The 25,291-nt window shown below is 71.3% G+C and carries 27 protein-coding genes and 1 riboswitch; of the genes, 13 read left to right on the forward strand and 14 right to left on the reverse strand.

Annotated features, from left to right (window positions below):
* Nucleotides 1-66 precede the first annotated feature (66 nt).
* Nucleotides 67-1,947: a sigma-54-dependent Fis family transcriptional regulator gene (locus tag BMX97_RS23535; RefSeq protein WP_091753660.1), complete on the reverse strand. Its 1,881-nt coding sequence runs from the start codon at nt 1,945-1,947 to the stop codon at nt 67-69.
* Nucleotides 1,948-2,219: 272 nt separating this feature from the next.
* On the opposite strand from BMX97_RS23535, the gene adh reads away from it, so the two are divergent.
* From adh to glp, 4 genes are all read left to right on the forward strand, one after another.
* Nucleotides 2,220-3,743, forward strand: a complete 1,524-nt coding sequence (gene adh / locus BMX97_RS23540) for an aldehyde dehydrogenase (protein WP_091753661.1) — start codon at nt 2,220-2,222, stop codon at nt 3,741-3,743.
* A gap of 123 nt (nt 3,744-3,866) precedes the next feature.
* Entirely contained in the window at nt 3,867-4,244 is a 378-nt protein-coding gene (locus BMX97_RS23545; protein WP_244538608.1) for a DUF779 domain-containing protein, read from the forward strand.
* A 75-nt stretch (nt 4,245-4,319) separates the two neighbouring features.
* Nucleotides 4,320-4,817 carry a cyclic pyranopterin monophosphate synthase MoaC gene (gene moaC / locus BMX97_RS23550; RefSeq protein ID WP_091753662.1) on the forward strand — a complete coding sequence of 166 codons (498 nt, stop codon included), beginning with the start codon at nt 4,320-4,322 and terminating at the stop codon, nt 4,815-4,817.
* A complete protein-coding gene (gene glp, locus BMX97_RS23555) occupies nt 4,814-6,049 on the forward strand; it encodes a molybdopterin molybdotransferase MoeA (RefSeq protein ID WP_091753663.1) in 1,236 nt (411 codons plus the stop codon). The genes moaC and glp overlap by 4 nt, the downstream gene beginning before the upstream one ends.
* Before the next feature lie 63 nt (nt 6,050-6,112).
* On the opposite strand, the gene BMX97_RS23560 is transcribed toward glp, so the two are convergent.
* Nucleotides 6,113-6,403 carry a hypothetical protein gene (locus BMX97_RS23560; protein WP_091753664.1) on the reverse strand — a complete coding sequence of 97 codons (291 nt, stop codon included), beginning with the start codon at nt 6,401-6,403 and terminating at the stop codon, nt 6,113-6,115.
* 390 nt (nt 6,404-6,793) lie between these two features.
* On the opposite strand from BMX97_RS23560, the gene BMX97_RS23565 reads away from it, so the two are divergent.
* From BMX97_RS23565 to BMX97_RS23595, 7 genes are all read left to right on the forward strand, one after another.
* Nucleotides 6,794-7,060, forward strand: coding sequence for a NepR family anti-sigma factor (locus BMX97_RS23565; RefSeq protein WP_091753665.1), 267 nt, complete (start codon nt 6,794-6,796; stop codon nt 7,058-7,060).
* An 8-nt stretch (nt 7,061-7,068) separates the two neighbouring features.
* Nucleotides 7,069-7,614: a sigma-70 family RNA polymerase sigma factor gene (locus tag BMX97_RS23570; RefSeq protein ID WP_060849540.1), complete on the forward strand. Its 546-nt coding sequence runs from the start codon at nt 7,069-7,071 to the stop codon at nt 7,612-7,614.
* 136 nt (nt 7,615-7,750) lie between these two features.
* Complete coding sequence (locus BMX97_RS23575) at nt 7,751-7,987, forward strand: hypothetical protein (RefSeq protein ID WP_060848478.1); 237 nt, start codon at nt 7,751-7,753, stop codon at nt 7,985-7,987.
* 102 nt (nt 7,988-8,089) lie between these two features.
* Nucleotides 8,090-9,211 carry a TAXI family TRAP transporter solute-binding subunit gene (locus tag BMX97_RS23580; RefSeq protein WP_091753666.1) on the forward strand — a complete coding sequence of 374 codons (1,122 nt, stop codon included), beginning with the start codon at nt 8,090-8,092 and terminating at the stop codon, nt 9,209-9,211.
* A gap of 99 nt (nt 9,212-9,310) precedes the next feature.
* A riboswitch (cobalamin riboswitch) is annotated at nt 9,311-9,532 on the forward strand.
* Between the two features lie 188 nt (nt 9,533-9,720).
* The gene (locus BMX97_RS23585; RefSeq protein WP_177202334.1) at nt 9,721-11,865 is read left to right on the forward strand and encodes a TonB-dependent siderophore receptor; all 2,145 of its coding nucleotides are present in this window, start codon (nt 9,721-9,723) and stop codon (nt 11,863-11,865) included.
* On the forward strand, nt 11,865-12,134 hold the full coding sequence (locus BMX97_RS23590; RefSeq protein WP_091753668.1) for a hypothetical protein: 270 nt from the start codon (nt 11,865-11,867) through the stop codon (nt 12,132-12,134). The genes BMX97_RS23585 and BMX97_RS23590 overlap by 1 nt, the downstream gene beginning before the upstream one ends.
* Nucleotides 12,131-13,264 (forward strand): acetyltransferase domain-containing protein, encoded by a 1,134-nt coding sequence (locus BMX97_RS23595; RefSeq protein ID WP_280142812.1) that lies wholly within the window; start codon nt 12,131-12,133, stop codon nt 13,262-13,264. The genes BMX97_RS23590 and BMX97_RS23595 overlap by 4 nt, the downstream gene beginning before the upstream one ends.
* A 17-nt stretch (nt 13,265-13,281) precedes the next feature.
* Here BMX97_RS23595 and BMX97_RS23600 read toward each other — a convergent pair whose 3' ends face one another.
* The 12 genes from BMX97_RS23600 to BMX97_RS23655 all read right to left on the reverse strand — a co-directional run bounded on the left by BMX97_RS23600 (nt 13,282) and on the right by BMX97_RS23655 (nt 22,272).
* Complete coding sequence (locus BMX97_RS23600) at nt 13,282-13,968, reverse strand: DUF2490 domain-containing protein (protein WP_091753669.1); 687 nt, start codon at nt 13,966-13,968, stop codon at nt 13,282-13,284.
* A 164-nt stretch (nt 13,969-14,132) separates the two neighbouring features.
* Nucleotides 14,133-14,330, reverse strand: a complete 198-nt coding sequence (locus tag BMX97_RS23605; protein ID WP_048431137.1) for a hypothetical protein — start codon at nt 14,328-14,330, stop codon at nt 14,133-14,135.
* Between the two features lie 56 nt (nt 14,331-14,386).
* Nucleotides 14,387-14,770: a DUF6481 family protein gene (locus BMX97_RS23610; RefSeq protein ID WP_177202328.1), complete on the reverse strand. Its 384-nt coding sequence runs from the start codon at nt 14,768-14,770 to the stop codon at nt 14,387-14,389.
* A 3-nt stretch (nt 14,771-14,773) separates the two neighbouring features.
* Entirely contained in the window at nt 14,774-14,995 is a 222-nt protein-coding gene (locus tag BMX97_RS23615; RefSeq protein ID WP_091753670.1) for a hypothetical protein, read from the reverse strand.
* A gap of 89 nt (nt 14,996-15,084) precedes the next feature.
* Nucleotides 15,085-15,294 carry a cold-shock protein gene (locus BMX97_RS23620; protein ID WP_060848484.1) on the reverse strand — a complete coding sequence of 70 codons (210 nt, stop codon included), beginning with the start codon at nt 15,292-15,294 and terminating at the stop codon, nt 15,085-15,087.
* 332 nt (nt 15,295-15,626) lie between these two features.
* Entirely contained in the window at nt 15,627-16,769 is a 1,143-nt protein-coding gene (locus BMX97_RS23625; RefSeq protein WP_091753671.1) for an oxidoreductase, read from the reverse strand.
* Nucleotides 16,770-17,137: 368 nt separating this feature from the next.
* A complete protein-coding gene (gene gatB / locus BMX97_RS23630; RefSeq protein WP_091753672.1) occupies nt 17,138-18,610 on the reverse strand; it encodes an Asp-tRNA(Asn)/Glu-tRNA(Gln) amidotransferase subunit GatB in 1,473 nt (490 codons plus the stop codon).
* An 88-nt stretch (nt 18,611-18,698) separates the two neighbouring features.
* On the reverse strand, nt 18,699-18,962 hold the full coding sequence (locus BMX97_RS23635; protein WP_091753717.1) for a hypothetical protein: 264 nt from the start codon (nt 18,960-18,962) through the stop codon (nt 18,699-18,701).
* A 41-nt stretch (nt 18,963-19,003) separates the two neighbouring features.
* On the reverse strand, nt 19,004-20,497 hold the full coding sequence (gene gatA / locus BMX97_RS23640) for an Asp-tRNA(Asn)/Glu-tRNA(Gln) amidotransferase subunit GatA (protein ID WP_091753673.1): 1,494 nt from the start codon (nt 20,495-20,497) through the stop codon (nt 19,004-19,006).
* Between the two features lie 70 nt (nt 20,498-20,567).
* Nucleotides 20,568-20,855: an Asp-tRNA(Asn)/Glu-tRNA(Gln) amidotransferase subunit GatC gene (gene gatC / locus BMX97_RS23645; protein ID WP_091753674.1), complete on the reverse strand. Its 288-nt coding sequence runs from the start codon at nt 20,853-20,855 to the stop codon at nt 20,568-20,570.
* Between the two features lie 101 nt (nt 20,856-20,956).
* On the reverse strand, nt 20,957-21,424 hold the full coding sequence (locus tag BMX97_RS23650) for a hypothetical protein (protein WP_091753675.1): 468 nt from the start codon (nt 21,422-21,424) through the stop codon (nt 20,957-20,959).
* A gap of 146 nt (nt 21,425-21,570) precedes the next feature.
* Nucleotides 21,571-22,272, reverse strand: coding sequence for a metal-dependent hydrolase (locus BMX97_RS23655; RefSeq protein WP_091753676.1), 702 nt, complete (start codon nt 22,270-22,272; stop codon nt 21,571-21,573).
* Between the two features lie 110 nt (nt 22,273-22,382).
* Between BMX97_RS23655 and ruvX the strand changes: the two genes are divergently transcribed.
* Both ruvX and BMX97_RS23665 read left to right on the forward strand, forming a co-directional pair.
* Nucleotides 22,383-22,880 carry a Holliday junction resolvase RuvX gene (gene ruvX / locus BMX97_RS23660; protein WP_091753677.1) on the forward strand — a complete coding sequence of 166 codons (498 nt, stop codon included), beginning with the start codon at nt 22,383-22,385 and terminating at the stop codon, nt 22,878-22,880.
* Nucleotides 22,881-23,637: 757 nt separating this feature from the next.
* On the forward strand, nt 23,638-23,889 hold the full coding sequence (locus tag BMX97_RS23665; RefSeq protein ID WP_091753678.1) for a hypothetical protein: 252 nt from the start codon (nt 23,638-23,640) through the stop codon (nt 23,887-23,889).
* Nucleotides 23,890-25,291 lie beyond the last annotated feature (1,402 nt).

A 25,291-nucleotide genomic window follows, 5' to 3' on the forward strand; every position in this document is an offset into this window, starting at 1 on the left:
AGGATGAGGTGGAGGGTAGGATAGAAATTCTCCTCGCGATCGTGTCGTCGTGAGTCAAACAGGTTCTCACGCCACCGGTCGTTCGGTGACGCAGCGCCGATATAGCGTGCTGCGGCTGATCCCGAGGCTGCGCGCCGCCCGGCTGACATTGCCGCCATGGGCGGCGAGCGCCGCCCGCATCGCCTCGTTCGCCAGAATGTCGAGCCGCCCGGTCGCGGGCTCCGGCCGCGGCGCCGGCCCACGCATGGGGAGCGCCGTTACCCCCTCGGGCAGGGCGTCGAGGTCCAGCACCTCCCCCGGCTCGGCCAACGCCGCCAGCGCCTTCAGGCAGGCCGCGAGCTGGCGCAGGTTGCCGGGCCAGGTGGCTTCGGCCAGAGCCGCCTCGCAGGACGGCGACAGGCTCACGGCGCGGGCCGGGCCGTCGGTGCGGGCCCAGAGGCCGCGCACCAGGGCGAGGCGGTCGGGCCGGTCGCGCAAGGGGGCCAGGCGCACCCGGTAGGAGGCGATGCGGTAGTAAAGGTCCGCCCGGAAGGCGCCGCCCTCGACCATCCGGAACAGGTCGCGGTGGGTGGCGCAGATCAGCGCGAAATCGACCGGCACCGGGCGGGTGCCGCCGACGGGAAGCACCTCGCGCTCCTGCAGCGCCCGCAGCAGGCGCGATTGAAGCGCCAGCGGCATGTCGCCGATCTCGTCGAGGAACAGCAGACCGCCCTCGGCCTGGCGCAGCAGGCCCTTGGCGCCGTGGCGCGCCGCGCCCGTGAAGGCGCCGGGCTCGTAGCCGAACAGCTCGGCCTCGATCAGCGTCTCGGGCAGGGCCGCGCAGTTCACCGCGACGAAGGGCTTCTGCGCCCGTGCGCAGGCCGCGTGGGCGGCGCGGGCGAACACCTCCTTGCCGGTCCCGGTCTCGCCCTCGACCACCACCGGGATGCCGGCCTCGATCAGCCGCACGGCGCGTGCGAGGAGCTTTTGCGTGGCGGGGTCGAGGATCGGCGCCTCGGGGCCGGCTGCGGGAAGGCCTGTCGCCGGAAGGCCCGGCGCCGGCTCGGCCGCCGGCCGGCGTCGGGGCGGGGCGGATGCGCCCTGGAGGCGGCCGTAGAGCGGCGCGCCCTGCACGTCGCGCAGCGCCAGCGGGCCGGGCGCCAGGTCGGCGCCGTGGCGGCCGACCGCCTCGGCGCCGATGGCATCCCAGCCGAGGCCGAGCAGCGCGAGCCCGTGCCGGTTGGCGCCGACGATCCGGCGGCCCTCGAAGACCAGCACCCCCTCGCGCGGGGTGCCGAGCAGCGCCGGGTCGCGGTGGAGGCGCAGCACCTCGCAACCCGCCGGCACCGCGTCGAGCACGCGGTGCTCGATCGCGTCGACCGCGAGGCCGACGCGGCCGAGCGCATGGCCCTGGTGGATGCCCGCCGGGCCGGTGAGGTCGAGGATGCCGAGCACCGCCCCGTCCGGGCCGAGGATCGGCATCGCGGCACAGCTCAGGATGCGGTGCGGCTCGAAGTAATGCTCGGCCCCCCGCACCTCGACGGCGCGGCGCTCGACCAGCGCGGTGCCGATGGCGTTGGTGCCGGTCAGGCTCTCGCTCCACGGCACGCCGGGGCGGAGCGCCACCTGGGCGGCGCGACCGGCGAAGCTGTCGTTGCCGAGCGTGTCGAGGATGAGACCCCCGGCATCGGTCAGGATCACCAGCCCGCCGGTCGCCCGCGCATCCGCGTGCAGGGCCTCGATCTCCGGCCGGCAGCGCCGGCGCAGGGCCTCGTTGCGGTCGAAGGCGGCGCGCATCTCGACGGAGCTGAGGGGCTCGATCCGGGGCCGGGTCCCGAAATCGAGGCCGAGGGCGGCGCAGCGCTCCCAGGAGCGCAGGATCGGCGGCGGCGGCTCCGCCACCCCGGGCCCGAAGGCCTGGCGGCGGGCGGCCAGCAGGGTGCGGGGGGTGCTCACGCGGCTCTGCATGCCCGGCCTCCTCCCGGTTCCCCCCGTCCTGAACGGGGTGTCGCTGTTTGCGACAGGTGTTGCAGGTGTCGCGTGTCCGGTCCAGGTCGGCGGGGGTGAGGCGGAGGTGGATATTGGTCGAAGGCTATGCCGGGAGGCGATGGGAAAAATCAGTATTTTCAATGATTTGCCGGATCGCCATGGTGCCGATCGAGCCGCCCGCCGCCGGCTGGCACGCGGCCTGCCCGGGAGTGTCCGCCGCACCTCGTCGCCGGGGTGACTGGGAGGAACAGATGAACAAGCCGGAATTCTTCGCCGACGCCAAGACGAAGTCCCCGTTCTCGGCCCGCTACGACAACTTCATCGGCGGCCAGTGGGTGGCCCCGGTGGCGGGCCGCTACTTCGAGAACACCTCGCCGATCACCGGCGGCGTGATCTGCGAGGTCGCCCGCTCCGACGCGCAGGACATCGAGCGCGCCCTCGACGCCGCCCACGCCGCCAAGGACGCCTGGGGCCGCGCCGCGCCCGCCGAGCGTGCCCTGATCCTCACCCGGATCGCCGACCGGATGCAGGAGAACCTCGACCTCATCGCGCTCGCCGAGACCTGGGACAACGGCAAGCCGATCCGCGAGACCACCCACGCCGACATCCCGCTCGCCATCGACCACTTCCGCTACTTCGCCGGCTGCGTCCGGGCGCAGGAGGGCTCGCTCTCCGAGATCGACCACGACACCGTCGCCTACCACTTCCACGAGCCGCTCGGCGTCGTCGGCCAGATCATCCCGTGGAACTTTCCGATCCTGATGGCGGTCTGGAAGCTCGCCCCCGCGCTCGCCGCCGGCAACTGCGTGGTGCTCAAGCCCGCCGAGCAGACCCCGGCCTCGGTGCTGCTGCTCGCCGAGCTGATCGGCGACCTCCTGCCCCCGGGCGTGCTCAACATCGTCAACGGCTTCGGGCTCGAGGCCGGCAAGCCGCTCGCCTCCTCGCCCCGCATCGCCAAGATCGCCTTCACCGGCGAGACCACGACCGGGCGGCTGATCATGCAGTACGCCTCGCAGAACCTGATCCCGGTGACCCTGGAGCTGGGCGGCAAGTCGCCCAACATCTTCTTTGCCGACGTGATGGCGCAGGACGACGACTTCCTCGACAAGGCGCTCGAGGGCTTCGCGATGTTCGCCCTCAACCAGGGCGAGGTCTGCACCTGCCCGAGCCGGGCGCTGGTGCACGAGTCGATCTACGACCGATTCATCGAGAAGGCGGTCGCCCGGGTGAAGGCGATCAAGCAGGGCTCGCCCCTCGATCCCTCGACGATGATCGGCGCCCAGGCCTCGAGCGAGCAGCTGGAAAAGATCCTGTCCTACATCGATATCGGCCGCCAGGAGGGCGCCGAGGTGCTCACCGGCGGCGGCCGCTCGATGCGCGACGGCGAGATGTCCGGCGGCTTCTACGTCGAGCCCACGGTCCTGCGCGGCCACAACAAGATGCGGATCTTCCAGGAGGAGATTTTTGGGCCCGTCCTGTCGGTCACGACCTTCAAGGACGACGAGGAGGCGCTCGCCATCGCCAACGACACCCTCTACGGCCTCGGCGCCGGCGTCTGGACCCGCGACGGCACCCGCGCCTACCGCTTCGGCCGCGCGATCCAGGCCGGCCGCGTCTGGACCAACTGCTACCACGCCTACCCGGCCCACGCGGCCTTCGGCGGCTACAAGCAGTCCGGCATCGGCCGCGAGACCCACAAGATGATGCTCGACCACTACCAGCAGACCAAGAACCTGCTGGTCAGCTACTCGCCGAAGAAGCTCGGGTTCTTCTGAGCGGCCCTCATCGGCCATAGAGCGGGGGCGGCACCCGGCCGGGCGCCGCCCCCGTTCCACGAATCCGCCCGGGACGAAGGCGGGACGGGGTCGTGCCGGCCCCGCTTGAGGAGGATGCGTTCCATGACCGACCCCGTGACCGACCTGCCGCTCCGCGTCGTCGCCACCCCGGAGGCCCTCGACCTGATCGAGACCCTGCGCCGGGATCACGGGCCGATCCTGTTTCACCAGTCCGGCGGCTGCTGCGACGGCTCGGCGCCGATGTGCTACGCCGTCGGCGATTTCCTCACCGGCGACAGCGACGTGCATCTCGGCGAGATCGGCGGCGCCGAGTTCTTCATCAGCGCCCCCCAGTTCGCCTACTGGAAGCACACCCAGCTCATCATCGACGTGGTGCCGGGCCGCGGCGGCATGTTCTCGCTCGAGAACGGCACCGGCCGGCGCTTCCTCCTGCGCTCGCGCCTGTTCGACGATGCCGAGAGCGCGGCCCTGAACGGCTGAGGGCCGGCCGCCGCGCAAGTGGCGGGGCCGGCTGCGGCCGTGCTAAGCGCGGACACGTTCTCGCGGAGCCAGGCCATGCCGACCCTGACGCATCTCGACGCCGCCGGCGCCGCCAACATGGTCGACGTCACCGACAAGCCGGCGACCGACCGCGCCGCCCGTGCCGAGGGCCTGGTGGTGATGAACCCCGAGACCCTGCGGCTGATCCGCGAGGGCGATGCCAAGAAGGGCGACGTGCTCGGCACCGCGCGACTCGCCGGTATCATGGCGGCCAAGCGCACCCACGAGCTGATCCCGCTCTGCCACCCGCTGCTGCTGACCAAGGTCCGGGTCGAGTGCGAGCCCGACGAGAGCCTGCCGGGCATCCGCATCACCGCGGAGGTGCGGGTGCAGGGCCCGACCGGGGTCGAGATGGAGGCGCTGACCGCCGTGTCGGTCGCCTGCCTCACGGTCTACGACATGGTGAAGGCCGCCGACCGGGGCATGCGGGTCGAGGGCGTGCGCCTCCTGCACAAGAGCGGCGGCCGCTCGGGCGTCTGGGAGGCCTCCGCCGGCCGTGAGGCCGGCGAATGAGCGCCCTCCTGCCCGTCGCCGAAGCCCTGGCGCGCATCCTCGCCGGCGCCCGTCCAGTCGAGGCCGAGACGATCCCGATCACCCAGGCCGCCGGCCGCACCCTCGCCGAGGACGTCCGGGCGCTGCGCACCCAGCCGCCCTTCTCGACCTCCGCCATGGACGGCTACGCCGTGCGCGCCGCCGACGTGGCGGGCGCCTCGCCCGAGGCGCCGGTGCGCCTGCGGGTGACCGCCACCAGCGCCGCCGGCCACGGCGCCCGCGGCCCGGTGGGGCAGGGTGAGGCGATCCGCATCTTCACCGGCGCGCCGCTGCCGGCCGGCGCCGACACGGTGGTGATCCAGGAGGACACGCAAGCCGACGGCGATACCGTGCTGGCCCGGGCCGGCAACCCGCCGGGGCGCCACATCCGCGGCAGCGGGCTCGACTTTCGCGAGGGCGACCGGCTGCTGGCCGCCGGCGAGCGCCTCGACGGCTGGCGCGTCGCGCTCGCCGCCGCCGGCGGCCATCCGAGCCTGCGCGTGCGTCGCCGTCCCCGGGTCGCGGTGCTCGCCACCGGCGACGAGCTGGTGCGGCCGGGCGAACCGGCGGAATGGGACCAGATCGTCGCCTCGAACGGGCTGGCGCTCGCCGCGATGGCCGAATCCGCAGGCGCCGAGGCGATCGATCTCGGCATCGCCGGCGACAGCTTCGCCGCCCTCGAGGCCGCGATCGGCCGTGCCCGCGACGAGAAGGCCGACCTGCTGGTCACGCTCGGCGGCGCCTCGGTCGGCGACCACGACCTCGTCCAGTCGGCGCTCACCCGCCAGGGGCTCGATCTCGGCTTCTGGCGCATCGCGCTGCGGCCCGGCAAGCCGCTGATGCACGGGCGCCTCGGCGGGATGGCGGTGCTGGGACTTCCCGGCAACCCGGTCTCGTCGGTGGTGTGCGGGCTGCTCTTCGTCCACCCGCTGATCCGGGCGCTCCTCGGCGACCCCGAGGCGGGGACCGACCGCAGCGAGCCGGCCCTCCTCGGGCGCGACCTGCCGGCCAATGACGGCCGCCAGGACTACATGCGCGCGGCGCTCGACACCGCGCCGGACCGGCTGCCGGTGGTCCACCCGGCCGAGCGCCAGGATTCCTCGATGCTCTCGGTGCTGGCGCGCTCCGAGGCGCTGCTGATCCGCGCGCCCCACGCGCCGGCCGCCCGGGCGGGCGAGCCCTGCCGCATCCTGCGGCTCGACCGGCCACTGTAGCGGACGGTCATTTTCCCGACGGGACCCGGGGGACCGTGCGGTCCCCCGTAAGCCCCGTTGCTCTTATTGCTCGTCCCCCTTGCCGCCGGTCTTGCGGTCGTAGGCGGTGATCGCGGCGCGGCACTGGGCCGAGAGCTTGGCGCGGTTGCGGGCAAAGCAGCGCTCGACCTCGGGGCTGTCCGGGTCGGCGCCGGCGCAGAGTTTGAAGTAGTCCCCGGCGCAGTTCATCTGCAGGCCCTGGTCGTCCCGTTGGGCGAGGGCCGGGGTGACGGCCAGGAGCGTGAGGAGAGCCGCGGCGGCGGCGGGCACACGAAGCGACGTCGGGGTCAAGGTGTCATTCCCGATGGAGGTCATGGCCCCTTAGGGTAGATGCCGCCGGCCGCCCGGCAAGCGCTGTCAGGTCACACCCTCGTGCGGCGTCGCTCCCCGGTGCGGATGTGCAACGCACGTCCCGGACGGCGCCGTGCCGCCCGGTTCGACGCGCCTCTGTCGTTCCACCGTCGACGCGGGATGTCTCCCAGCAGAGCTTCCGGTCGAGCTTGTCGAGCGGGACAGACGATCCGGAGCTCTACAGCCAAGCCTTGATTAAGATTGGCTGAATACCGTTTTCAGATCGCATTAAAATCCACGGCTTTATTGCGGCACCAACGAAGCGAGAGGCGGCTCCCGACCGGAGCGCCGGGCTTCGGTGGGCAAGTCCGTCCGCCGTGGCCCGGCCACCGGCAGCCGCGAGGCGATGCGGCGATGCGCGATGACGTGACCGACACCGACGCTCCGGCCGGACCGGAGCCGCGATCCCGCGGCCGGCCCGACGGACGGGGCGAGCTCGACACCGAGACGCAGCGCCGCCTCGGGCGGGCGCTGCGGGCCCACTATGCCGACCTCCTCAACGCACCCGTGCCGGACCGGTTCGCCGCCCTGCTCGCCGGGCTCGAAGCCGCCACCGCGGGAGACGCGGCCCCGCCGGACGCGCCCGCCGCCGACCCCACCGGGCAGGAGGATGCGCGATGACGTCCGCGATGACACAAGTCGATCCCGAGATGCGCGCCCTGCTGCTCGGTGCGATCCCGGCGTTGCGCGCCTTCGCGTTCTCGCTGACCCGCGACCTCGACCGCAGCGACGACCTCGTCCAGGACACCCTGGTGCGCGCCTGGACCAAGGCCGACAGCTTCACCCCCGGCACCAACCTCTACGCCTGGCTGTTCACCATCCTGCGCAACCTGTTCTACTCCGAGCAGCGCAAGCGCCGGCGCGAGGTCGAGGATGCCGACGGGGTGATGGCGGGCCGACTCACGGCCCTGCCGGACCAGGAGGCGCGGGTCGAGCTGTCCGCCTTCCAGGCGGCGCTGAGCACCCTGCCGGCGAGCCAGCGCGAGGCGCTGGTGCTGGTGGGGGCCCAGAACTTCACCTACGAGGAGGCGGCCGAGATCTGCGGCGTCGCCGTCGGCACGATCAAGAGCCGGGTCAGCCGGGCGCGCGGGCGGCTGATCGAGCTGCTCGGCATGACCGGCCCGGACGACATCGGCAGCGACGGCCGGACGCTGGCGGCGATGGGGCATCCGTGATCCCGCACGGATCCGAAGGCCTTACGGGGTGCGGCGTCCCGGCCTGCCGCACCCCGGAACACTTTCCCAGGCCTCGGGGTTTCGATGACCCGACGGCAGCCGTGCGGCGCTGCCGTCAACCCCGTGGAGTTGGCCGATGCCCCGCCCCTACGAAGCCGTCGCGGACGCGATCCGCACCGCCCGCTCGATCGTGCTGCAGGAAGGCTCCGCGCTCGCCGTGGCGGCGCGGGCCGGCGATGACGCCGCGCTCGACGCCGCGAGCTGCGATCTCGTGAGCCGCATCGCCCAGGCGATCCTGGATGCCGAGCAGGAGGCGATGGCCCGCAACCTCGTGGCCGCCGACCCGTTCGCCACGCGCCGGCTCAGCGCCTGAGGACAGCCGTCGCGCCGGGTGCCGAATCGGTTGGTCGCCGGGTGCGGGAGATCTAAGACACGTCGACGACTTCGATCTTCGGAGCGTGGGACGAGGTCGCGGATGAACGAGCATCGCCATGACGGCCTCAGCAGACTTGCGTCGGCAGGCCGACGCTTCGCCCGCTCAAATTCCTGGTTCGTCGCAGGTTTTCGGCGCCGAACTGGTCACCGCTTCGGCGAAACCTGCTCGGGGTCGAGGCGCCCGCCGAGCGCTCCGTCGTGGCGCCGCCTCCTCGCGGTCCTGGCCCTGATCGGTCTCGTCCATCCGCCCGCCCGCGCCGGGGAGGGGGGGCAGGAGGCGCCCAAGGAACCGCTCCACCTCGTTCTCGCCACCGCTACGCCCGGCGGCGGTTTCCCGGCCTACGGCGAGGCGCTGGCGGCGGCGATCCGGGAGACGAGCCCGGACATCACCCTGGAGTTGCGGGCGAGCAAGGGCTCGACCGAGAACCTCGACCTCCTGCGCGGGGGCCGCGTCGACCTCGGCCTCGTCCAGGGCGAGTACGCCTACGAGGCCCTGGCGGGGCAGGGGGCTGCGCCGGCCGTCACCGTGGTCGCTCCGGTCTATTCGGCGCCGGGCCTGTTCGTGGTCCCGGCGGACGGGCCGATTCAGGCATTCGACGACCTGCGCGGCCGGCCGGTGGCGCTCGGTACCCGCAGCTCCGGCCTTACCGCCATGGGCCGCACTGTTTTACGCGGCGCGGGCCTCGACCCTGACCACGACATCCGGCCCGTCCTCCTCGACCATGCCGGCGACGGCCCGGCGATGCTGCGCGACGGTCGCGCCGCGGCGCTGTGGGGCGGCGGCACCGGATGGCCGGGCTTTCGGGCCGCGGCCACGGCACCCGGCGGGGCGCGATTCCTCGGCCCCCCCTTGAACGCGATCCCCGCGATCCTCGCCGCGAGCCCGTCCCTACGCCGCATGACCGTGCCGGCCGGCACCTTTCCGGGGCAGGCCGCGGCGATCGAGACGGTGGGGTCGTGGAGCTTCATCCTCGGCCGGCCCGGGCTCGACCCGGCGGCCGTCGCCCGCCTCGTCGCGGCGATCGACGCGGCGCGGCCGGCCTTGGCGCGGCGTCAGCCGCACGAGCGTCCGAGCGATCCCCGCGACCTCGCGGCGGCGGTCCCGGCCGCGTGGCTCCATCCGGCGACCGCCGCGTACCTGCGGCAGGTCGGCACGCCCTGAGCTCTGACAAGGCGAGATCCGTTGTGTTCCTGTGGACACAGGATGCGCAACGTTATTACAATGCGTTTCCGGTCTATTGCTGCAGCGCGGCGACCGTGGCACTTTCACGGCAGCCAAGGTTCCCCGGGCGTCACGCCCGGGGCTAAGAGGGAACCCGGTGCGCTCGGTCGGACAAGACCGTTCGGGCCAAACCGGGGCTGCCCCCGCAACTGTGAGCGGAGAGATCCCGCCGCCGACGGTCACTGGTGCGCCGCACCGGGAAGGCCAGGCGGGAGCGACGATCCGCGAGCCAGGAGACCTGCCTTCGGCGCGCGCCACGTCGGCGCGGTCACGTCCTGCGGGCGGTGCGGCCCGGGGGAGCGCTCGGGTCCGGCTGCCGCGTTCTAGGAACGCGGGATGCCGCCTGCCGCTCGTCCGTCCGCCCCGCACGGCAACATCGAGTGTGCTTCGTGAGAACCCGTCCGCCGCTTCGCCATCCTGCGCCCTCCCGCCGTCGCCGCTGCACCGCCCTGGCGGGCGCCGTCGCCGTCGGTCTCGCCGCGCCCGCGGCCCGCGCCCAGGAGAGCATCGCCCTCGACGAAGTCGTGGTGGAGGGCCCGCGCCCGGCCGCCGCGGCACCGGGCCTGCCGACGCTTCCGACTACGGCGTCCGGCACGATAGGCCTCATCGGCCCGACCGCGGGCTTCCGGGCCGACCGCGCGGTCAGCAGCACCAAGACCGACACGCTCCAGCGCGACGTGCCCCAGGTCGTCACCGTGGCGCCGCGCGAGGTCATCACCGATCTCGCCGCCACCCGGATCGACCGCGTCCTCACCTACACGCCGGGCGTGGCCCTGCAGAACAATTTCGGCGGGCTGACCATCTTCAGCTACGCCATCCGGGGCGTCACCACCTCGGAATTGTACAAGAACGGTTTTCCGCTCAACCGCGGCTTCCCACCGCCGCCCGACACCCAGAACGTCGAGCGGATCGAGGTGCTGAAGGGCCCCGGCGGCGGCCTGTTCGGGCGCAGCGACCCGGGCGGCCTCGTCAACATCATCACCAAGCAGCCGACGGCCGAGCGCTTCGTCGAGATGGGCGGGCTGTGGGGCTCGTTCGAGGAGGTCCGCGGCACGGTGGATTCCGGCGGCGCGCTGAACGAGGACGGCACGCTCCTCTACCGCTTCAACCTCGCGGCCGGGCGGCAGAACAGCTTCCGCGATTTCGTCGATGGCGACCGGCTGTTCGTCGCTCCCGTCGTGAGCTGGCAGGTCACGCCCGACACCAAGGTGACGGTCGAGACCGAGTTCCTGCGCAACCGCACGGTGTTCGACCGCGGCGTCATCGCGATCAACAACCGGCTCGGCTTCCTGCCGATCTCGCGCTTCCTCGGCGAGCCGGGCCAGAGCATCTACCAGACCAACGACTCGATGCAGATCCGGGTCGACCACCGCTTCGACGCCGACTGGCAGATGCGGCTTGCCACCTATCTCAACTCCAACTCGCTCACCGGCGAGGCGGTCGAGGTGCGGGGCATCGCCGCCGACAACCGCACCGTCCTGCGCGACCGCAACTACCGCAACTACCGCGCCGACATCGCGCTCGGCCAGGCCGAGCTGGTCGGACGCTTCGACACCGCCGGGATCGGCCACACCGTGCTGCTCGGCTTCGAGCGCGAGAGCACCGACGGCACCTACCAGCAGATCCGCTCCAACACCCGCACGAACCCGTATTCGCTCGACATCTACGCCCCGGCCTACGGCCAGCCGCTTCCGAACTACACGCGCCAGACCAACGGCATCGAGCAGGTCACCAACACCGCGCTCTACGCCCAGGACCAGATCGCGCTGTCGCCCGAGTGGAAGGCGATGGTCGGCGTGCGGTTCGATTTCTTCGAGCAGGCGTTCCGCGAGCGCAGCACCGGGGTCCGGAGCGACCAGACCTACTTCGCCGCCACGCCCCGGGCCGGCCTCGTCTACCAGCCGCTGCCGGAACTGTCGCTCTACGCCAATGTCGGCACGAGCTTCCGGCCGAATATCGGGCCGGACGCCGCGGCCTCCTCGTTCAACGGCCCGTTCGCGCCGGAGACCGGCCTCGGCTACGAGGTCGGCACCAAGCTCGACCTCTACGGCGGCGCCTTGAGCCTGACGGGCGCCGCCTTCCGGGTCGAGCGTCAGAACGTGCTCACCGCGGATCCCAACAACAGCGGTTTCTCGATCGCCGCCGGCGCGGTGCGCAGCCAGGGCTTCGAGTTCACGGCGGCCGGCCAGCTCTCGCCCTCGGTCAAGGTCCTGGCCGGCTACGTCTTCGCCGACGCGGTGGTCACCAAGGACAACGTGCTGCCGGTCGGCGCGCCCCTCATCAATGTGCCGCGCCATTCGGGCAGCCTGCTCGCCGTCTACGAGGCGCAGGAGGGACCCTGGAAGGGATTCGGGATCGGCGGCGGCGCGCGGGCGGTCGGCGAACGGGCCGGCGACGCGAATGGCGGCGCCTTCCGGCTGCCGGGCTACATCGCGGTCGATGCGCTGGCCTACTACAAGTGGGAGAATTTCCGCTTCGGCCTGAACGTCGAGAACGTCTTCGACACCACCTATTACGCGAGCTCACTCAACGTCTTCAGGGTGTTTCCGGGCACGCCGCGCCGCTTCACCGGCACCCTGTCGGTGCGGTTCTGATGGCCGCCCCCGCCCGCCTGGGCGATGCGGGCGCGCCCGCGCGCAGGGGCGATGCCGGCCGGGACGCGGCGGCCACCCGCGCCCGGGGCTACCGCCAGCGCCTCGCCCCGGTGCTCGCCGCCATCACGGCGGAAGCCGGGGCGACGCCCGAGGGCATCGCCGCCTGCCTGACCCGGCGCGGGATCCCCAAGCCCCGCGGCGGCCGGGTCTGGACGCCGCCGGACGTGCGCCGGCTCCTGTCGCGGCTCGCTGACGAGGCCGCCTCGTGACCGCCGGCCCCCGCCCGCCGCGCATCGCCGCGATCGACGCGCTGCGCGGCCTCGTCATGCTGCTGATGCTGGTCGACCACGTCCGCGAGTTCTTCTTCCTGCACGCCCAGGTCCGCGACCCGATGGACCTCGCGGTCACCCCGCCCGGCCTCGCAACGACGCGGCTCACCGCGCATCTGTGCGCGCCGGTCTTCCTTCTCCTCACCGGGCTCTCGGCCAGCCTCTATGCCGGCCGCCACGGCCCGGGGGCGGCCTCGCGCTTCCTCCTCACCCGTGGCCTGTTCCTGATCGCGCTCGAGCTCACCCTCGTGAACCTCGCCTGGACCCGCAGCCTGCTGCCGCCGGTCCTCTACCTGCAGGTGATCTGGGCGATCGGGCTCGGCATGATCGCGCTTGCAGGACTGATCCGGCTGCCCCGGCCGGTCCTCGTCGCGGTCGCGCTCGTCGTCATGCTCGGGCACAACCTCCTCGACGGGATCGTGCTGGCGCCCGGCCAACCGGGCTACGTCGCGTGGTCGATCCTGCACCAGCGCGGCTTCATCCCGCTGCCCTGGGGCGTGGCCCGCACCTCCTACCCGGTCCTGCCCTGGATCGGCGTCGCGGCGGCGGGCTACGCGCTCGGCCCGTGGTACGCCCTGGAGGCGGGGGTTCGCCGCCGCCGGCTCCTGGCGCTCGGGGCCGCCGCCCTGGCGTCGTTCCTCGTGCTGCGGGGCCTGAACGGCTACGGCGATCCGACGCCGTGGCGAGCCGGGGCGGATCTCGGCGCGAGCGCCCTGTCGTTCCTCAACCTCACCAAGTACCCGCCCTCGGCCGATTTCCTGCTCGCCACCCTCGGCCTCGGGCTTGTGCTGCTCGCCCTGCTCGAGGCGCTGCCGGCCCGGCGCCTGGCCTGGCTCACGGTGTTCGGCGGCGCTCCGCTGTTCTTCTACCTGGCGCATCTGTGGCTGCTGCGCGGGCTCCACGACCTCCTCCTCGCCCTCGGCTTCGGGGCGGAGGGCCGGGTCTCGGCGGACGCGCCGTGGCAGCTCTGGCTGATCGCGGCGCTCCTCGCCCTGCCGCTCTACGGCGCCTGCCGGTGGATGGTGGGGGTGAAGCGGCGCGGGCGCCACCCGGTGCTGAGCTACCTGTAGGTCCGGCGGGACGGGTATCACTGGCGCAGGAAGAGGTTCAGCGAGACGATGTGGTCCATCGCGACGCGCCCGGCCGGGGCCCGGGCGGTCTGGTTCATGTAGCCGAATTCCAGGGTCGACCGCCCCTGAAGCGGGATTTCCAGCCCGACGAAGGTGCGGACGCGGTCGAATCCGGCCCGCGCGCCCCAGTCGGTGTCGTTGAGCGCGGCGAAGACCTCGGTCCAGGCGACGGCGGCGACGCCCCGCGTCTCGTCGGTCAGGGGCACGGCGGCGCGCAGCATCTGGCGCAGGCGAAACCCGGTGTCGCGGCCGTTGGTCTGGAACCGTTGCTCGAACCGCGTGCGGGAGGAGAGCTTCACCCGCTCGATCGTCCCGATCTCCCAGCCGACCTGCTGGAAGCTGCGGTCCTCCGAGCAGGACCGCCCGGTCAGCGGGGTGGACTCGACCCGGGCATAGCCCTGGTAGAGGGTGAGCGCGTCGTTGATCGCCCAGCCGACGGCCGGGCGCACGATGAGCTGGTCGAGCCGCGAGGGACCATCGCCGAAGCGCGGCTGCACCTCGGCGAAAACCGCGAACGACCCGATGCTGCCGAAGGCCGTGGCGTTGATCCAGAACTGCCCGTCCTGCTCGACCTGCGCCGCCGCCGGCAGGGGGCAGGCGGCGAGCCAGAGCGCGGGGAGCAGGAAACGGCGGAGACGGGTCACGGGGCGGGCTCTCCCATCGGGAGCCCGACCGCCGCAGGACGGCGTGCGCGGGTAGACTCCCCCTGCCCGGATAGACGAGCGAAGGCAGCCGTTTATTGCCTCCCTCCCGCCTCTTGCCGCCGCTGTGGCGACGTGGCCACAGGCGTGGGCCGGTGGGCGGATCCTCAGTGCAGGGCGACGATCTCGCTCTCGCGCACAGCGCGCTCGCCCTTCATCGACCGGATGCGGTAGGCGGCCTCGCCGCTGCGGTCCTCCGGCATCAGCCGCACGACCTCGAACACGTCGATGTCGCTGGCCAGCGCGTCGGAGATCCCGGAGCGCACCATCCGCACCTGCTGGTGGAGTTTGAACTTGTACGGCATCGGGCCGATCCCTTCCTGGTTGACGTGGGGCCGGGGCAGCCCCCCGGTGCCGGGGATCAGCCCCGCTTGCGCGCCTTGCGGGCGGCGTAGCGGGCGTCGCGGGCGGCCTTCTGGTCGACCTCGCGCTGCTCGGCCGCGACGGCGGCCTCGGCGGCGAGCCGGATCTCGTCCGCCGCGGCGACCTCGCGCTGACGTGCCTCCTCGGCCCGGGCCTCGGTTTCGCGGACGAGCCGCTCGGCCTCCTGGACCGCGCGCTCGGCGTCGCGCTCGGCCTGACGGGTGGCGCGGGCCTCGGCGACGGCCTGGCGCTCGGCGCGGCGGGCGATGAGCGCCGGATCGTCGGCGGTGCTGCGGGCCTGGAACCGGCCGAGCATCGCCTGGCGGGCGGCCGCGGCGGTACCGAGGCGGTCACCCAGGGGTGCTTCCTTGAACTTGCCCATCGCTCAGACCCGGCTGATGGCGAGGGAACGGACCGGGCGCGCGAACCGGTCGGCGAGGTGCCAATGCAGCTCCCGCACCGAGTGATAGCGGTAGGTCCGGTCGATCAGGTGGCTGACGTCGCGCGGCGTGCCGCCGGCATGCTGCCAGATCTGCTGCACCTGGAACGTGGCGGGCTCGACGCGCGCCTGGTCGGAACGGGTCTCGGAACTGAACGTGAAATTCACTCAGGAACAATCTGTTGGAGGTCTGGCCCGCATCGCGTACGGGTGGGGAGATGCGGCTGAAACCATCCGCATCCCGATCGCAAAAAACCTTACGCGGCGCGCAGGTTGCCGGCGGACTGCTTGCCGCTGCGACGGTCGGTCTCCATCTCGTAGGAGATCTTCTGGCCCTCGTTGAGGGACTGCATGCCCGACCGCTCGACGGCGGAGATGTGCACGAACACGTCCTTGCCGCCGTCATCCGGTTGGATGAAGCCGAAACCCTTTTGGACGTTGAACCACTTCACGGTGCCGGTCGTCATTGTCGTATCCATGATCTGCAAGCATATGGCGGAGCTCGGCGCGCGGGTTCGCAGCGCCAAGGCTCGATTCAATCGACGGATTTGGAGCGAGTGGCAGAGCTTGCGCCGGCACGAGGCGGCGGAGAGGCTCGGTAATCAGGCCAACAATCGATCCGTCATCAGTAATTTATTTAAATCCAGATAGCAAGGCGTCCGCGAAAATATTTGTCGTCATCGGCAGCGTGACGGGACAATCTGCAAAAAACCGCTGGGAAGCAGCCGGGTTTTTCTCGTTCAAGGCGCTGCCGACGCTGACGATTCCGCGTCTCGTGCGGAGGGCTGGTCCCGGCCGGTCAGGCGGTCCCCGCACCCGGGGCGGGCCAGCCGATGCAGGCCTCGTGGGCGCGGAAGTTGCGCAGCCACCAGCCCCAATCCTCCGGCACCAGGGCGAAGGGGTCGGGATGCGCGAGCTCCCGCGCCGCCCAGACCGGCCAGTGCGGGTTCGACAGGGCCGGGCGGCCGAGGAAGACGAGGTCGATCAGTTCGTCGCGGATCACCCGGTCGGCCACCGCCGGCAGGCCGAGATTCCAGCTCACGCCAACCGGGATCCCGACCTCGCGCCGAACCCGCGCGCCGCGCTCGACCATGAACGCCATGCGGGCGAAGGGCGGGTCGGTCATCGCGTCGGTGTTGAAGCCGATCGACAGGTCGGCGAGGTCGAGACCGTGCGCCGTCATCCGGCCGACCGCCGCCACCGCCTCGTCGAACTGCACGCCGTCGGGGTGGAGGTCGTCGGAGCCGAGCCGCATGGTCAGCGGCAGGCGCTCGGGCCACACCGCCCGCACGGCGTCGAGCGCCTCGAGGTGGAAGCGCAACCGGTTGTCGAACGAGCCGCCGTAGCGGTCGTCGCGCTGGTTGGCGAGCGGCGAGAAGAAGCTGGCGCCGAGATAGCCGTGGGCGAAGTGCATCTCCAGCCACTCGAACCCGGCCGCGACCGCCCGGCGCGCGGCGTCCGCGTAGGCTTGGTGGATGCCGGCGATCTCCGCGACGCTCAGCGCCTCGACCGGGTAGGTGTAGCGGCCGCCATACGAGATCGGGGAGGGGGCCTTGAGCTGCCAGCCGTCCGGGTGGTCGGGCGGCAGTTGCAGCTTGCCCTCCCAGGGCTTCTGCTCGCTGCCCTTCCGCCCGGTATGGCCGAGCTGGATCGCCGGGACCCCGCCCATCTCCTTGATGATGCGGGTGACGCGAGCGAGGCCCTCGACGTGCCGGTCGTCCCAGATCCCCGCGCAGGCGCTGGTGGTGCGCCCCTCCGGCGTGATGGCGATCTGCTCGGGAAAGACGAGGCCGAACCCGCCGGCCGCCCGCGAGCCGTACAACATGACGTGGTAGTCGCCCACCACCCCGTCGACCGAGCGATGCATGGTCATCGGCGACATCGCGATCCGGTTGCGGAGCGTGACGTCCTTCAGGGTGAAGGGGCTGAACAGGTCGGGCATGCGGCCTCGCGGGAGGTGCGGACCGTCCCGCCGGGAGGCCGCTCGCGAGGGTATGGAGCCGGGGCGAGGGCCGGCAAGGGAGCGTGAGCACCAATGCCAGTTTGTCGCGCGGCCGTCGTCGCCGAATGAGGCGCGACCGGCCCTGAGCGCGAACCCTCCCCCTTCTGCGGGGGAGGGCGGCCCCAGCGTCCGCACGGGTCGGGCCGGGACGAAGTCCCGCAAGAGGGGCAGCGCGACGTTACCGGGTATATCGCCCGTCATCACGGGCGCGACCTCTCCGGAAGCGGCGTCCCCTCTCCCGGCTCACTTCGTTCGCCACCCTCCCCCGCAAAGGGGGGAGGGTTCGGCGGCGGCGCCGTCGAGGTTTACTACTCGATCCCGAGCTTCGCTTTCAGCAGTGCGTTCACCGCCGCCGGGTTGGCCTTGCCGCCGGTGGCCTTCATGGTCTGGCCGACGAACCAGCCGAGCAGGGTGGGCTTCGCCTTGGCCTGCTCGACCTTGTCGGGGTTGGCCGCGATGATCTGGTCGATCGCCGCCTCGATCGCGCCGGTATCCGTGACCTGGCGCAGGCCCCGGCTCTCGACGACCTGGCGCGGCTCGCCGCCCTCGCTCCAGACGATCTCGAACACGTCCTTGGCGATCTTGCCCGAGATCGTGTTGTCGCCGATGAGGTCGACGATCGCGCCGAGCTGGTCGGCCGAGACCGGGCTGTCCTCGATGCCCTTGGCCTCCTTGTTCAGGCGGCCGAACAGCTCGTTGATGACCCAGTTCGCCGCGATCTTGCCGTCGCGGCCCTTGGCCACCGCCTCGAAGTAATCGGCGGAGGCGCGCTCGGCCACCAGCACCGTCGCGTCGTAGGCCGAGAGGCCGTAGGTTTCGATGAAGCGGGCCTTCTTGGCGTCGGGCAGTTCCGGCAGGCCGCTGGCGAGCCCGTCGACGAAGGCCTGGTCGAATTCGAGCGGCAGCAGGTCCGGATCGGGGAAGTAGCGGTAGTCGTGCGCCTCTTCCTTCGAGCGCATCGAGCGCGTCTCGCCCTTGGTCGGATCGAACAGGCGGGTCTCCTGGTCGATCGTGCCGCCATCCTCGATGATGGCGATCTGGCGCCGCGCCTCGACCTCGATCGCCTGACCGATGAAGCGGATCGAGTTGACGTTCTTGATCTCGCAGCGGGTGCCGAAGGGCTCGCCGACCTTGCGCACCGAGACGTTCACGTCGGCGCGCAGGTTGCCCTTCTCCATGTCGCCGTCGCAGGTGCCGAGGTAGCGCAGGATGGTGCGCAGCTTCGTCACGTAGGCCTTGGCCTCCTCCGACGAGCGCAGGTCCGGCTTCGAGACGATCTCCATCAGCGCCACGCCCGACCGGTTGAGGTCGACGAAGCTCATCGTCGGCGACTGGTCGTGCAGCGACTTGCCGGCATCCTGCTCGAGGTGCAGGCGCTCGATCCCGACCGTGATGCTCTCGCCGTCGGGGAGGTCGACCAGCACCTCGCCCTCGCCGACGATCGGGCTCTTGTACTGGCTGATCTGGTAGCCCTGGGGCAGGTCCGGGTAGAAGTAGTTCTTCCGGTCGAACACCGAGCGATGGTTGATCTGCGCCTTGAGGCCCAGTCCCGTGCGCACGGCCTGCGCGACGCATTCGCGGTTGATCACCGGCAGCATGCCGGGCATCGCGGCGTCGACCAGCGAGACGTTGTCGTTCGGCTCGGCGCCGAAGGCGGTCGGCGCGCCGGAAAACAGCTTGGAGCGGCTGGTGACCTGGGCATGGATCTCCATGCCGATCACCACCTCCCAGTCGCCCAGCGCGCCCTTGATCAGCTTCTTGGGGTTCACGGGAGCGGTCATGGCGGTCTTCTGTCTCTCGGGCGGTTCGCCCTCTCGCGTCCGGGAGAGGGGTGCGTTTGCGCCTAGTAGAAAGGGCGGCGCGCGAGCGTCAAGCGCGCGGCGCGATCACCCGCCGGGCGGAGTAGCCGATGATCGCGTAGATCAGCGCCGCGCCGGTGCGCACGGGAAAGAACGTCGGCAGTTCCCGTCCGATCGGCGCCGGCCACGGCACGCCGATCCCGGTCAGCACCCACGACACCAGCACCGAGGCGACCAGCGCGATCATCGCGACGAGCACGACCTTGCCGAACTGGTCCGCCTTCCAGCCGAGATAGAGCGCGAGCCCGATCAGCACCGGATCGAACGCCGCCATGACCCAGACGGCAGGCGGGTAGTAGGGAACGGTGGGGTGGTTCACGCCCACCACGCCTGCGGCAGGGCGATGCGGCCCGCCGCCTCCTCGATCACCTGGCCCGCCGCGAACAAGGTCTCCTCGTCGAAGGGACGGCCGATCAGCTGGAGACCGAGCGGCAGGCCCTGCGAATCGAGGCCGGCCGGCACCGCGAGGCCCGGGAGACCCGCCATGTTCACCGTCACGGTGAACACGTCGAGGAGGTACATCTCGACCGGGTCGGCCTTGGCCTTCTCGCCGAACCCGAAGGCGGCCGACGGGGTGGTGGGGGTGAGGATCGCGTCGACGCCCGAGGCGTAGACCTCCTCGAAGTCGCGCTTGATCAGCGAGCGGATCTTCTGGGCCCGGACGTAGTAGGCGTCGTAGTAGCCCGCCGAGAGCACGTAGGTGCCGATCATGATCCGGCGCTTGACCTCGCGGCCGAAGCCGGCGGCGCGGGTCGCCTCGTACATCCCGGCGATGTCCTTGCCCGGAACCCGCAACCCGTAGCGCACGCCGTCGTAGCGGGCGAGGTTCGAGGACGCCTCGGCCGGCGCCACGATGTAGTAGGCCGGGAGTGCATACTTGGTGTGGGGCAGCGAGACCTCGACCACCTTGGCGCCGGCGGCGCGCAGCCAGTCGGCGCCCTGCTGCCACAGCCGCTCGATCTCGGCCGGCATGCCCTCGACCCGGTACTCCTTCGGGATGCCGATGGTCAGGCCCTTGACGCCGCGGTTCACCGCCGCCTCGAAATCGGGCACCGGCAGATTGACGGACGTGGTGTCCTTGTCGTCGTGGCCGGACATCGAGGTCAGCAGGATCGCGGTGTCGCGCACCGTGCGGGCGATCGGCCCGGCCTGGTCGAGGGACGACGCGAAGGCGACGGTGCCCCAGCGCGAGCAGCGGCCGTAGGTCGGCTTGATGCCGACCGTGCCGGTGAAGGCCGCCGGCTGGCGGATCGAGCCGCCGGTATCCGTCGCGGTGGCGCCCAGGCACAGGCGGGCCGCGACGGCCGCGGCCGAGCCGCCCGACGAGCCGCCGGGCACCAGCTTGGTGTCGGAATCCTTGCGCCGCCAGGGCGAGATCACCGGGCCGTAGGCGCTGGTCTCGTTCGACGAGCCCATGGCGAACTCGTCGAGGTTGAGCTTGCCGAGCATCACCGCGCCGTCGCGCCACAGGTTGTGGGTGACGGTGGATTCGTAGTGAGGCTGGAATCCCTCGAGGATCTTCGAGCCCGCGGTGGTGACGACCCCGTGGGTGCAGAAGAGGTCCTTGATGCCGAGCGGCAGGCCCTCGAGCGGCCGGGCCTCGCCGGCGGCGAGCTTCTGGTCGGCGACGTCGGCCATGGCCAGCGCCCGGTCGGGCGTCTCGAGCAGGTAGGCGTTCAGCACGCGTGCCTTCTCGATCGCGTCGATATGGGCCTGCGCCAGCTCGCGGGCGGAGAACTCCTTCGCCCGCAGGCCGTCGCGGGCCTGCGCCAGGGTGAGGTCGGTCAGCTCTGCCGGCTTGGTGGTCACGATCGTTTCGTCCTGTCGCGGGCCCGCACGGGCCGCCTGGATGCCTGAATCTCGCGGGGGCGCCCGAGGGCTACTCGACGACCTTCGGCACCACGAAGTAGTTGTCCTCGGTCAGAGGCGCGTTGAAGACGATCTCGCGGGCGTGGCCGCCATCGGTGATCACGTCCTCGCGGCTCTTCATCGCCATCGGGGTCACCGAGGTCATCGGCTCGACGCCCGACACGTCGACCGCGTCGAGCTGCTCGACGAAGGACAGGATGGCGTTGAGCTCGTCCTGGAGCGGGGCCACCTCCGCGTCGGTGACCGCGATCCGCGCCAGGTGCGCGATGCGCCGGACCGTCTTGGCGTCGACCGACATGGGCACTCCGTTCGGGGGAAATCCACTATCCGGGCACGGGTCCCGGTCGCCCGGCGCTATAGCACCGCGTTTCGCGCTGCCGCAACGGGCGGGCCTTCGCCTCAGGCGGCGGGCATCCGCACGGGCATGGCCGCGATGGCGTGCGCCCGGGTCGAGGGCACCTCGATCAGCACCGCCCGCGGCTTGAAGTGCCGCCGCGCCTCCATGCTACCGGTATAGAGGATCGCGGCGGCGGTGAGCAGCATCAGCTTGTGCTTGCGCGGCATGCCGGAGCGGGCGGCGGCCAGGACCGAAGTCGCGGCCTCCGGAGTCGCGGCCTGCGGAGCCGCCGAGGGAGTCGCGGACTGCCGCAGGCGCCGGCCGATGGCGAGGATTGCCTCGGCAGGCACCCGGCGGGCCGGGGCGGCCGCGGCGCGGACGAAGCGCCCGCTCGCCGCCGGCAACGGGCCCCGCAGCGGGCTCATCGCCCCGTCGAGGTCGAGGGTCATCGCGCCCCGCGCCGGCGGAACGGCCTCCTGGGTGGGGCGGGCACCGGAGGATAGCGCGAAGGGGAGGATGGTGGCGGCCAAGACGACCTCGGAGCGGGGACACGGCGGATTAACGGTTTGTTAATCTCACTCGGTCCCGCCCCGCCACGTCAACCTTTGGTTAACCTTAACGGCGACGCTCCGGCCGGGCGCGGCCGCCCCCGGGGGAGGGCGGCCGCGGACGTGCCTTACTGCACCGTGACGGCGGTGCCCTTGTGGGGCACGATCACCTGCACGCCGCTGCCGTCGAGGGCGGCGACGAAGCGGTCGGCGCTCTGGTCGACGATCGGGAACGAGCCGTAATGGCAGGGGAACACCGCCTTCGGCTTGAAGAAGCGCGTGACCGCGAGCGCCGCGGTGTCGGCCCCCATGGTGAAGCGGTCGCCGACCGGGATCATCAGCACGTCGGGGCGATAGATCTCCTGGATCAGCGCCATGTCGCCGAAGATGTCGGTGTCGCCCATGTGGTAGACGGTGGGCTCGCCCTCGGCCCGCACGATCACGCCGTTGGGCAGCCCGAGCGGCACCGTGACCCCGGCCTCGCTCATGCCGGCCGAGTGGTCGGCCCGCACCAGGCTGACCCGGAAGCCGCCGACATCGACGGTGCCGCCGGTGTTCATCGGCTCGAGCTGCTTGACCCCCTTCGAGCCGAGCCACATGCACAGGTCGTAGTTGGTGACGACCTTGGCACCGGTCTCGGCGGCGATCTCGACCGTGTCGCCGACATGGTCGCCGTGGCCGTGGGTGACCAGGATGTGGGTCGCCCCCTCGGTCGCCGCCTTGCGGTCGCCCTCGAAGGCCGGGTTGCCGGTGAAGAACGGATCGATCAACACGTGGGCGGACCCGAAATCGAGGCGGAAGGCGGAATGGCCGAACCAGGTGATGCGCATCGGACGAGCTCCGGGCAAAGATGTTTTCGGAGTGGAAATCGGCGGCCGGCCGCCCGGGCGCTGCGTCGGGGCGGGGCCGGCACCCCTTACCTAAGGCGCGGAGGCCGCCCGTGAACCGGGAGACGATCGAAGCCTTCGCGGCCGACTCCCGCGGCGGCGCCCGCCTGCTCGGGCTCGACCTCGGCACCAAGACCATCGGGCTCGCCCTCTCGGACGTGCAGCGCCGCATCGCTTCGCCGCTGGAGACGATCAAGCGGGTCAAGTTCACCCCCGACGCCGCCGCGCTCGCGGCCATCGCCACGAAGCACGCCGTCGGCGGGCTGGTGATCGGCCTGCCCCTCAACATGGACGGCAGCGAGGGCCCCCGGGTGCAATCGACCCGCGCCTTCGTGCGCAACCTGAAGCCGATCCTGCCCCTGCCGGTGCTTTTTTGGGACGAGCGCCTGTCGACCGCCGCCGTCACCCGCACCCTGCTGGAAGCCGACGCCTCCCGGGCGCGCCGCGGCGCACTCGTCGACAAGCTGGCGGCCGCCTACATCCTGCAGGGATGCCTGGACGTGCTGGACGGACTGCGGGACGAGGGGGAGGCGGAGCAGGATTTCCTCTGACGCGCGTCGGCCGGCGCCGTCCGCCGGCCACCCGCGGCGTTGGCTCGCGATCGCCGACGGACTGCGCGGGGCCCTCGAAATACGCCCTTGTCCCCTACGATCACCGCGTCAGGAGATCCGGGAAAATCCGATCGAGACAGGCCGGGCGCATCGGTGCGCCGTCATCGCGACGCGTCCATGAACCGGCGGCGCCGAACCGCGGGTCGATCCTGGCTGCGAAGCCGACCGGAGAAACGCGGCGTCCCGGCCGCGAGCTGCGCGCGGCTGAAATTCTGCTTGTCACGGTACACGACCATGGCCCTGGCCGGGCTCCCCGGCTCCTCGTCGGCCAACCCCTTTCCGGGCCCGGTACGGGCCTGCACGACTGCAGCGAAACGGAAGGAGATCCGGGATCCAGCACGACAAGCCGCGAAGCGTCCGTGCGGCTGCGACAATGCAGCATGCCGAGCCGCTTCGCGGCACATCTTCCGCTGGATCCCGGATCTCCTTGCGCTGACGCTCCAGTCGTCCGGGAAAGGGGGCGAGCCTTCTGGGAACGCCCTCGGACGGCCGCCACAGTCTCGGTGTCGTGTACCGTGTTCTGCTTGTGAGAGCGCCTATCTAAAACACCCTTGCCCCTGCGATTTCAGTCACTTGGCGGGAGCCAGGGCGGGTTCTGTCAGTTGCGCCAAGGAGCCTCCTTAAGCACTTGACCGAACCAACCGGCCCGTGGCGTGTTCCCTCTTCGTTCTCAATGATTCGGACGGAGGGCAACACGATGCTGGCGAGACACACCGAACCCGCCGGAGACCCGTCCTCCGCTTCCACCCGCGCCTCATGCCCCGTCGAGGCCATCGCCGCGGCCTACCTTTCGCAGACTTCGGGCGACCTCGCGCTTGCTCTCCGGTGCGCCATCACGGACGCCTTGGCGGACCTCCTGGAAGCCGAGCGTCGGACCCGCGAGCGTTCTCGGCTCATCTCCCGGGGCTTCGTCCGTGGCCACCTGGACGACACCGGCGATGCGCTTTGACGATCCGCCACCGGCCCGGCCGGGCAACCTCGCCGCTTACCCCTACGTGGTGGTGCGGGTTGGGTGCCCGCAGTGCCCCGACCGGCAGGGCAGCTACAGGCTCGCGAGGTTAGCCGCAAAGTTCGGCCCGGAGACACCGCTAGAGGAGGTGATTCATCGGATCGCGATGGATTGCCCCTGGCGGGACGTGCCGACGGCAAGGGCGAAGAGTCAGTACGTCCCGAAGTGCAAGGCGCATTTTGTGGACCTGGAGCGGCCCGGGAGGCCGCCGGATTTGCCTCCCGGGTTGATGACGTTGCGCGTGGTGCAGGGCGGGAAAGGGTGATGGTTCTCAAAGCACGGCGTAAAGTGGCGCAAGGTGCGTAGGCCCATTTTCCTTTGGAACACTAACGCAGGACCCGTGTTGGTCGGCCGAACCATCACAAGCCTGTGAGGCAAATCGTGTTGAAGTCCATCCCTGCCCTGACTGCTACCGTCTGCGCTGGTGCCCTGGGTGCTTTCCTGGTGTCGCTTCCGGCCTCGGCGGCTCCGCTGCCCGCATCGAGCACGACAAGCGTCGGGGCGAGCGCGACTGTCGACGGCAACTCGCTTCTGACACCCGTTCGCATGGGCAACGGCAAGCATCCGTCTCGTCCGAGGGGCCAGAAACGCCGCGGTATGACCTCCGGTGGCTATCGCAACTGAGCGTTGAGAACCTTCGGAGTGGCGGAGAGCCGGCCATCTGGCCTGCTTTTCGCCATGTCGGGCGCCATCGCACCTTGAGCCCGAGGCCTCTCCCGTAGTCCCGCCCGACGCCACCGCCTCCGGCGAGCCCAGTAGGTGCATCGTACATCTCCTCATGCAGCCGGCATCCCGGGCCACCCGCGTGAAGGTGCGCCCGACGCAGTGGAAGACCTTCGTCGGGTCCATCAGGCCGACCGTCTTGCGCAGGAAGCCGGTGAGCACGTCGACCACGCCCCCGCCGCCTGGGCCTCCCGCGCGATGTCGAGGGCCGGCCAGAGGGACGCTTCAGGCTCGGCTCCAGCCGCTACGAGGCCCGCCTAGTAGCGGAGCAGTCCCGAAAGGAAGTCCGCCTCGATCTCTGCGACCGGGGGAGGGCGGCTTCTCGCTGCAAGCCCGGCTTGCCGGACCCTCGCGCCCGATCCTCTCGGCGTCCTCGAAGTCCGCCACGCAGCGGGGGAGGAGGCGGTCGTGGGCTCGCTCGACGATGGCCGGGTCCCTGGTCTGGAGACTCGCCTTCCCGGCCCACGGGGCGGGTTATGAAGGGCCGCAGCCCGGCCGGGATCACCCACTGGAGATAGCAGGGGCCGTGCCCGTCCTACAGGAGGGAGTTCAACAGGCCCATGGCCCGTCTGCACCGGCCGATTGTACGACCGACGTCCCACAAGGCACTGATTTCAGC

Source organism: Methylobacterium sp. ap11, from assembly GCF_900110515.1.
GTDB lineage: Bacteria > Pseudomonadota > Alphaproteobacteria > Rhizobiales > Beijerinckiaceae > Methylobacterium > Methylobacterium ajmalii.

Excerpts from the sequence above, each read along its gene's own strand:
- BMX97_RS23535 (WP_091753660.1), bottom strand. The coding sequence starts at position 1,947 with ATGCAGAGCCGCGTGAGCACCCCCCGCACCCTGCTGGCCGCCCGCCGC.
- adh (WP_091753661.1), top strand. The coding sequence starts at position 2,220 with ATGAACAAGCCGGAATTCTTCGCCGACGCCAAGACGAAGTCCCCGTTC.
- BMX97_RS23545 (WP_244538608.1), top strand. The coding sequence starts at position 3,867 with ATGACCGACCCCGTGACCGACCTGCCGCTCCGCGTCGTCGCCACCCCG.
- moaC (WP_091753662.1), top strand. The coding sequence starts at position 4,320 with ATGCCGACCCTGACGCATCTCGACGCCGCCGGCGCCGCCAACATGGTC.
- glp (WP_091753663.1), top strand. The coding sequence starts at position 4,814 with ATGAGCGCCCTCCTGCCCGTCGCCGAAGCCCTGGCGCGCATCCTCGCC.
- BMX97_RS23560 (WP_091753664.1), bottom strand. The coding sequence starts at position 6,403 with ATGACCTCCATCGGGAATGACACCTTGACCCCGACGTCGCTTCGTGTG.
- BMX97_RS23565 (WP_091753665.1), top strand. The coding sequence starts at position 6,794 with ATGCGCGATGACGTGACCGACACCGACGCTCCGGCCGGACCGGAGCCG.
- BMX97_RS23570 (WP_060849540.1), top strand. The coding sequence starts at position 7,069 with ATGACACAAGTCGATCCCGAGATGCGCGCCCTGCTGCTCGGTGCGATC.
- BMX97_RS23575 (WP_060848478.1), top strand. The coding sequence starts at position 7,751 with ATGCCCCGCCCCTACGAAGCCGTCGCGGACGCGATCCGCACCGCCCGC.
- BMX97_RS23580 (WP_091753666.1), top strand. The coding sequence starts at position 8,090 with ATGAACGAGCATCGCCATGACGGCCTCAGCAGACTTGCGTCGGCAGGC.
- BMX97_RS23590 (WP_091753668.1), top strand. The coding sequence starts at position 11,865 with ATGGCCGCCCCCGCCCGCCTGGGCGATGCGGGCGCGCCCGCGCGCAGG.
- BMX97_RS23605 (WP_048431137.1), bottom strand. The coding sequence starts at position 14,330 with ATGCCGTACAAGTTCAAACTCCACCAGCAGGTGCGGATGGTGCGCTCC.
- BMX97_RS23610 (WP_177202328.1), bottom strand. The coding sequence starts at position 14,770 with ATGGGCAAGTTCAAGGAAGCACCCCTGGGTGACCGCCTCGGTACCGCC.
- BMX97_RS23620 (WP_060848484.1), bottom strand. The coding sequence starts at position 15,294 with ATGACGACCGGCACCGTGAAGTGGTTCAACGTCCAAAAGGGTTTCGGC.
- BMX97_RS23625 (WP_091753671.1), bottom strand. The coding sequence starts at position 16,769 with ATGCCCGACCTGTTCAGCCCCTTCACCCTGAAGGACGTCACGCTCCGC.
- gatB (WP_091753672.1), bottom strand. The coding sequence starts at position 18,610 with ATGACCGCTCCCGTGAACCCCAAGAAGCTGATCAAGGGCGCGCTGGGC.
- BMX97_RS23635 (WP_091753717.1), bottom strand. The coding sequence starts at position 18,962 with ATGGCGGCGTTCGATCCGGTGCTGATCGGGCTCGCGCTCTATCTCGGC.
- gatC (WP_091753674.1), bottom strand. The coding sequence starts at position 20,855 with ATGTCGGTCGACGCCAAGACGGTCCGGCGCATCGCGCACCTGGCGCGG.
- BMX97_RS23655 (WP_091753676.1), bottom strand. The coding sequence starts at position 22,272 with ATGCGCATCACCTGGTTCGGCCATTCCGCCTTCCGCCTCGATTTCGGG.
- BMX97_RS23665 (WP_091753678.1), top strand. The coding sequence starts at position 23,638 with ATGCTGGCGAGACACACCGAACCCGCCGGAGACCCGTCCTCCGCTTCC.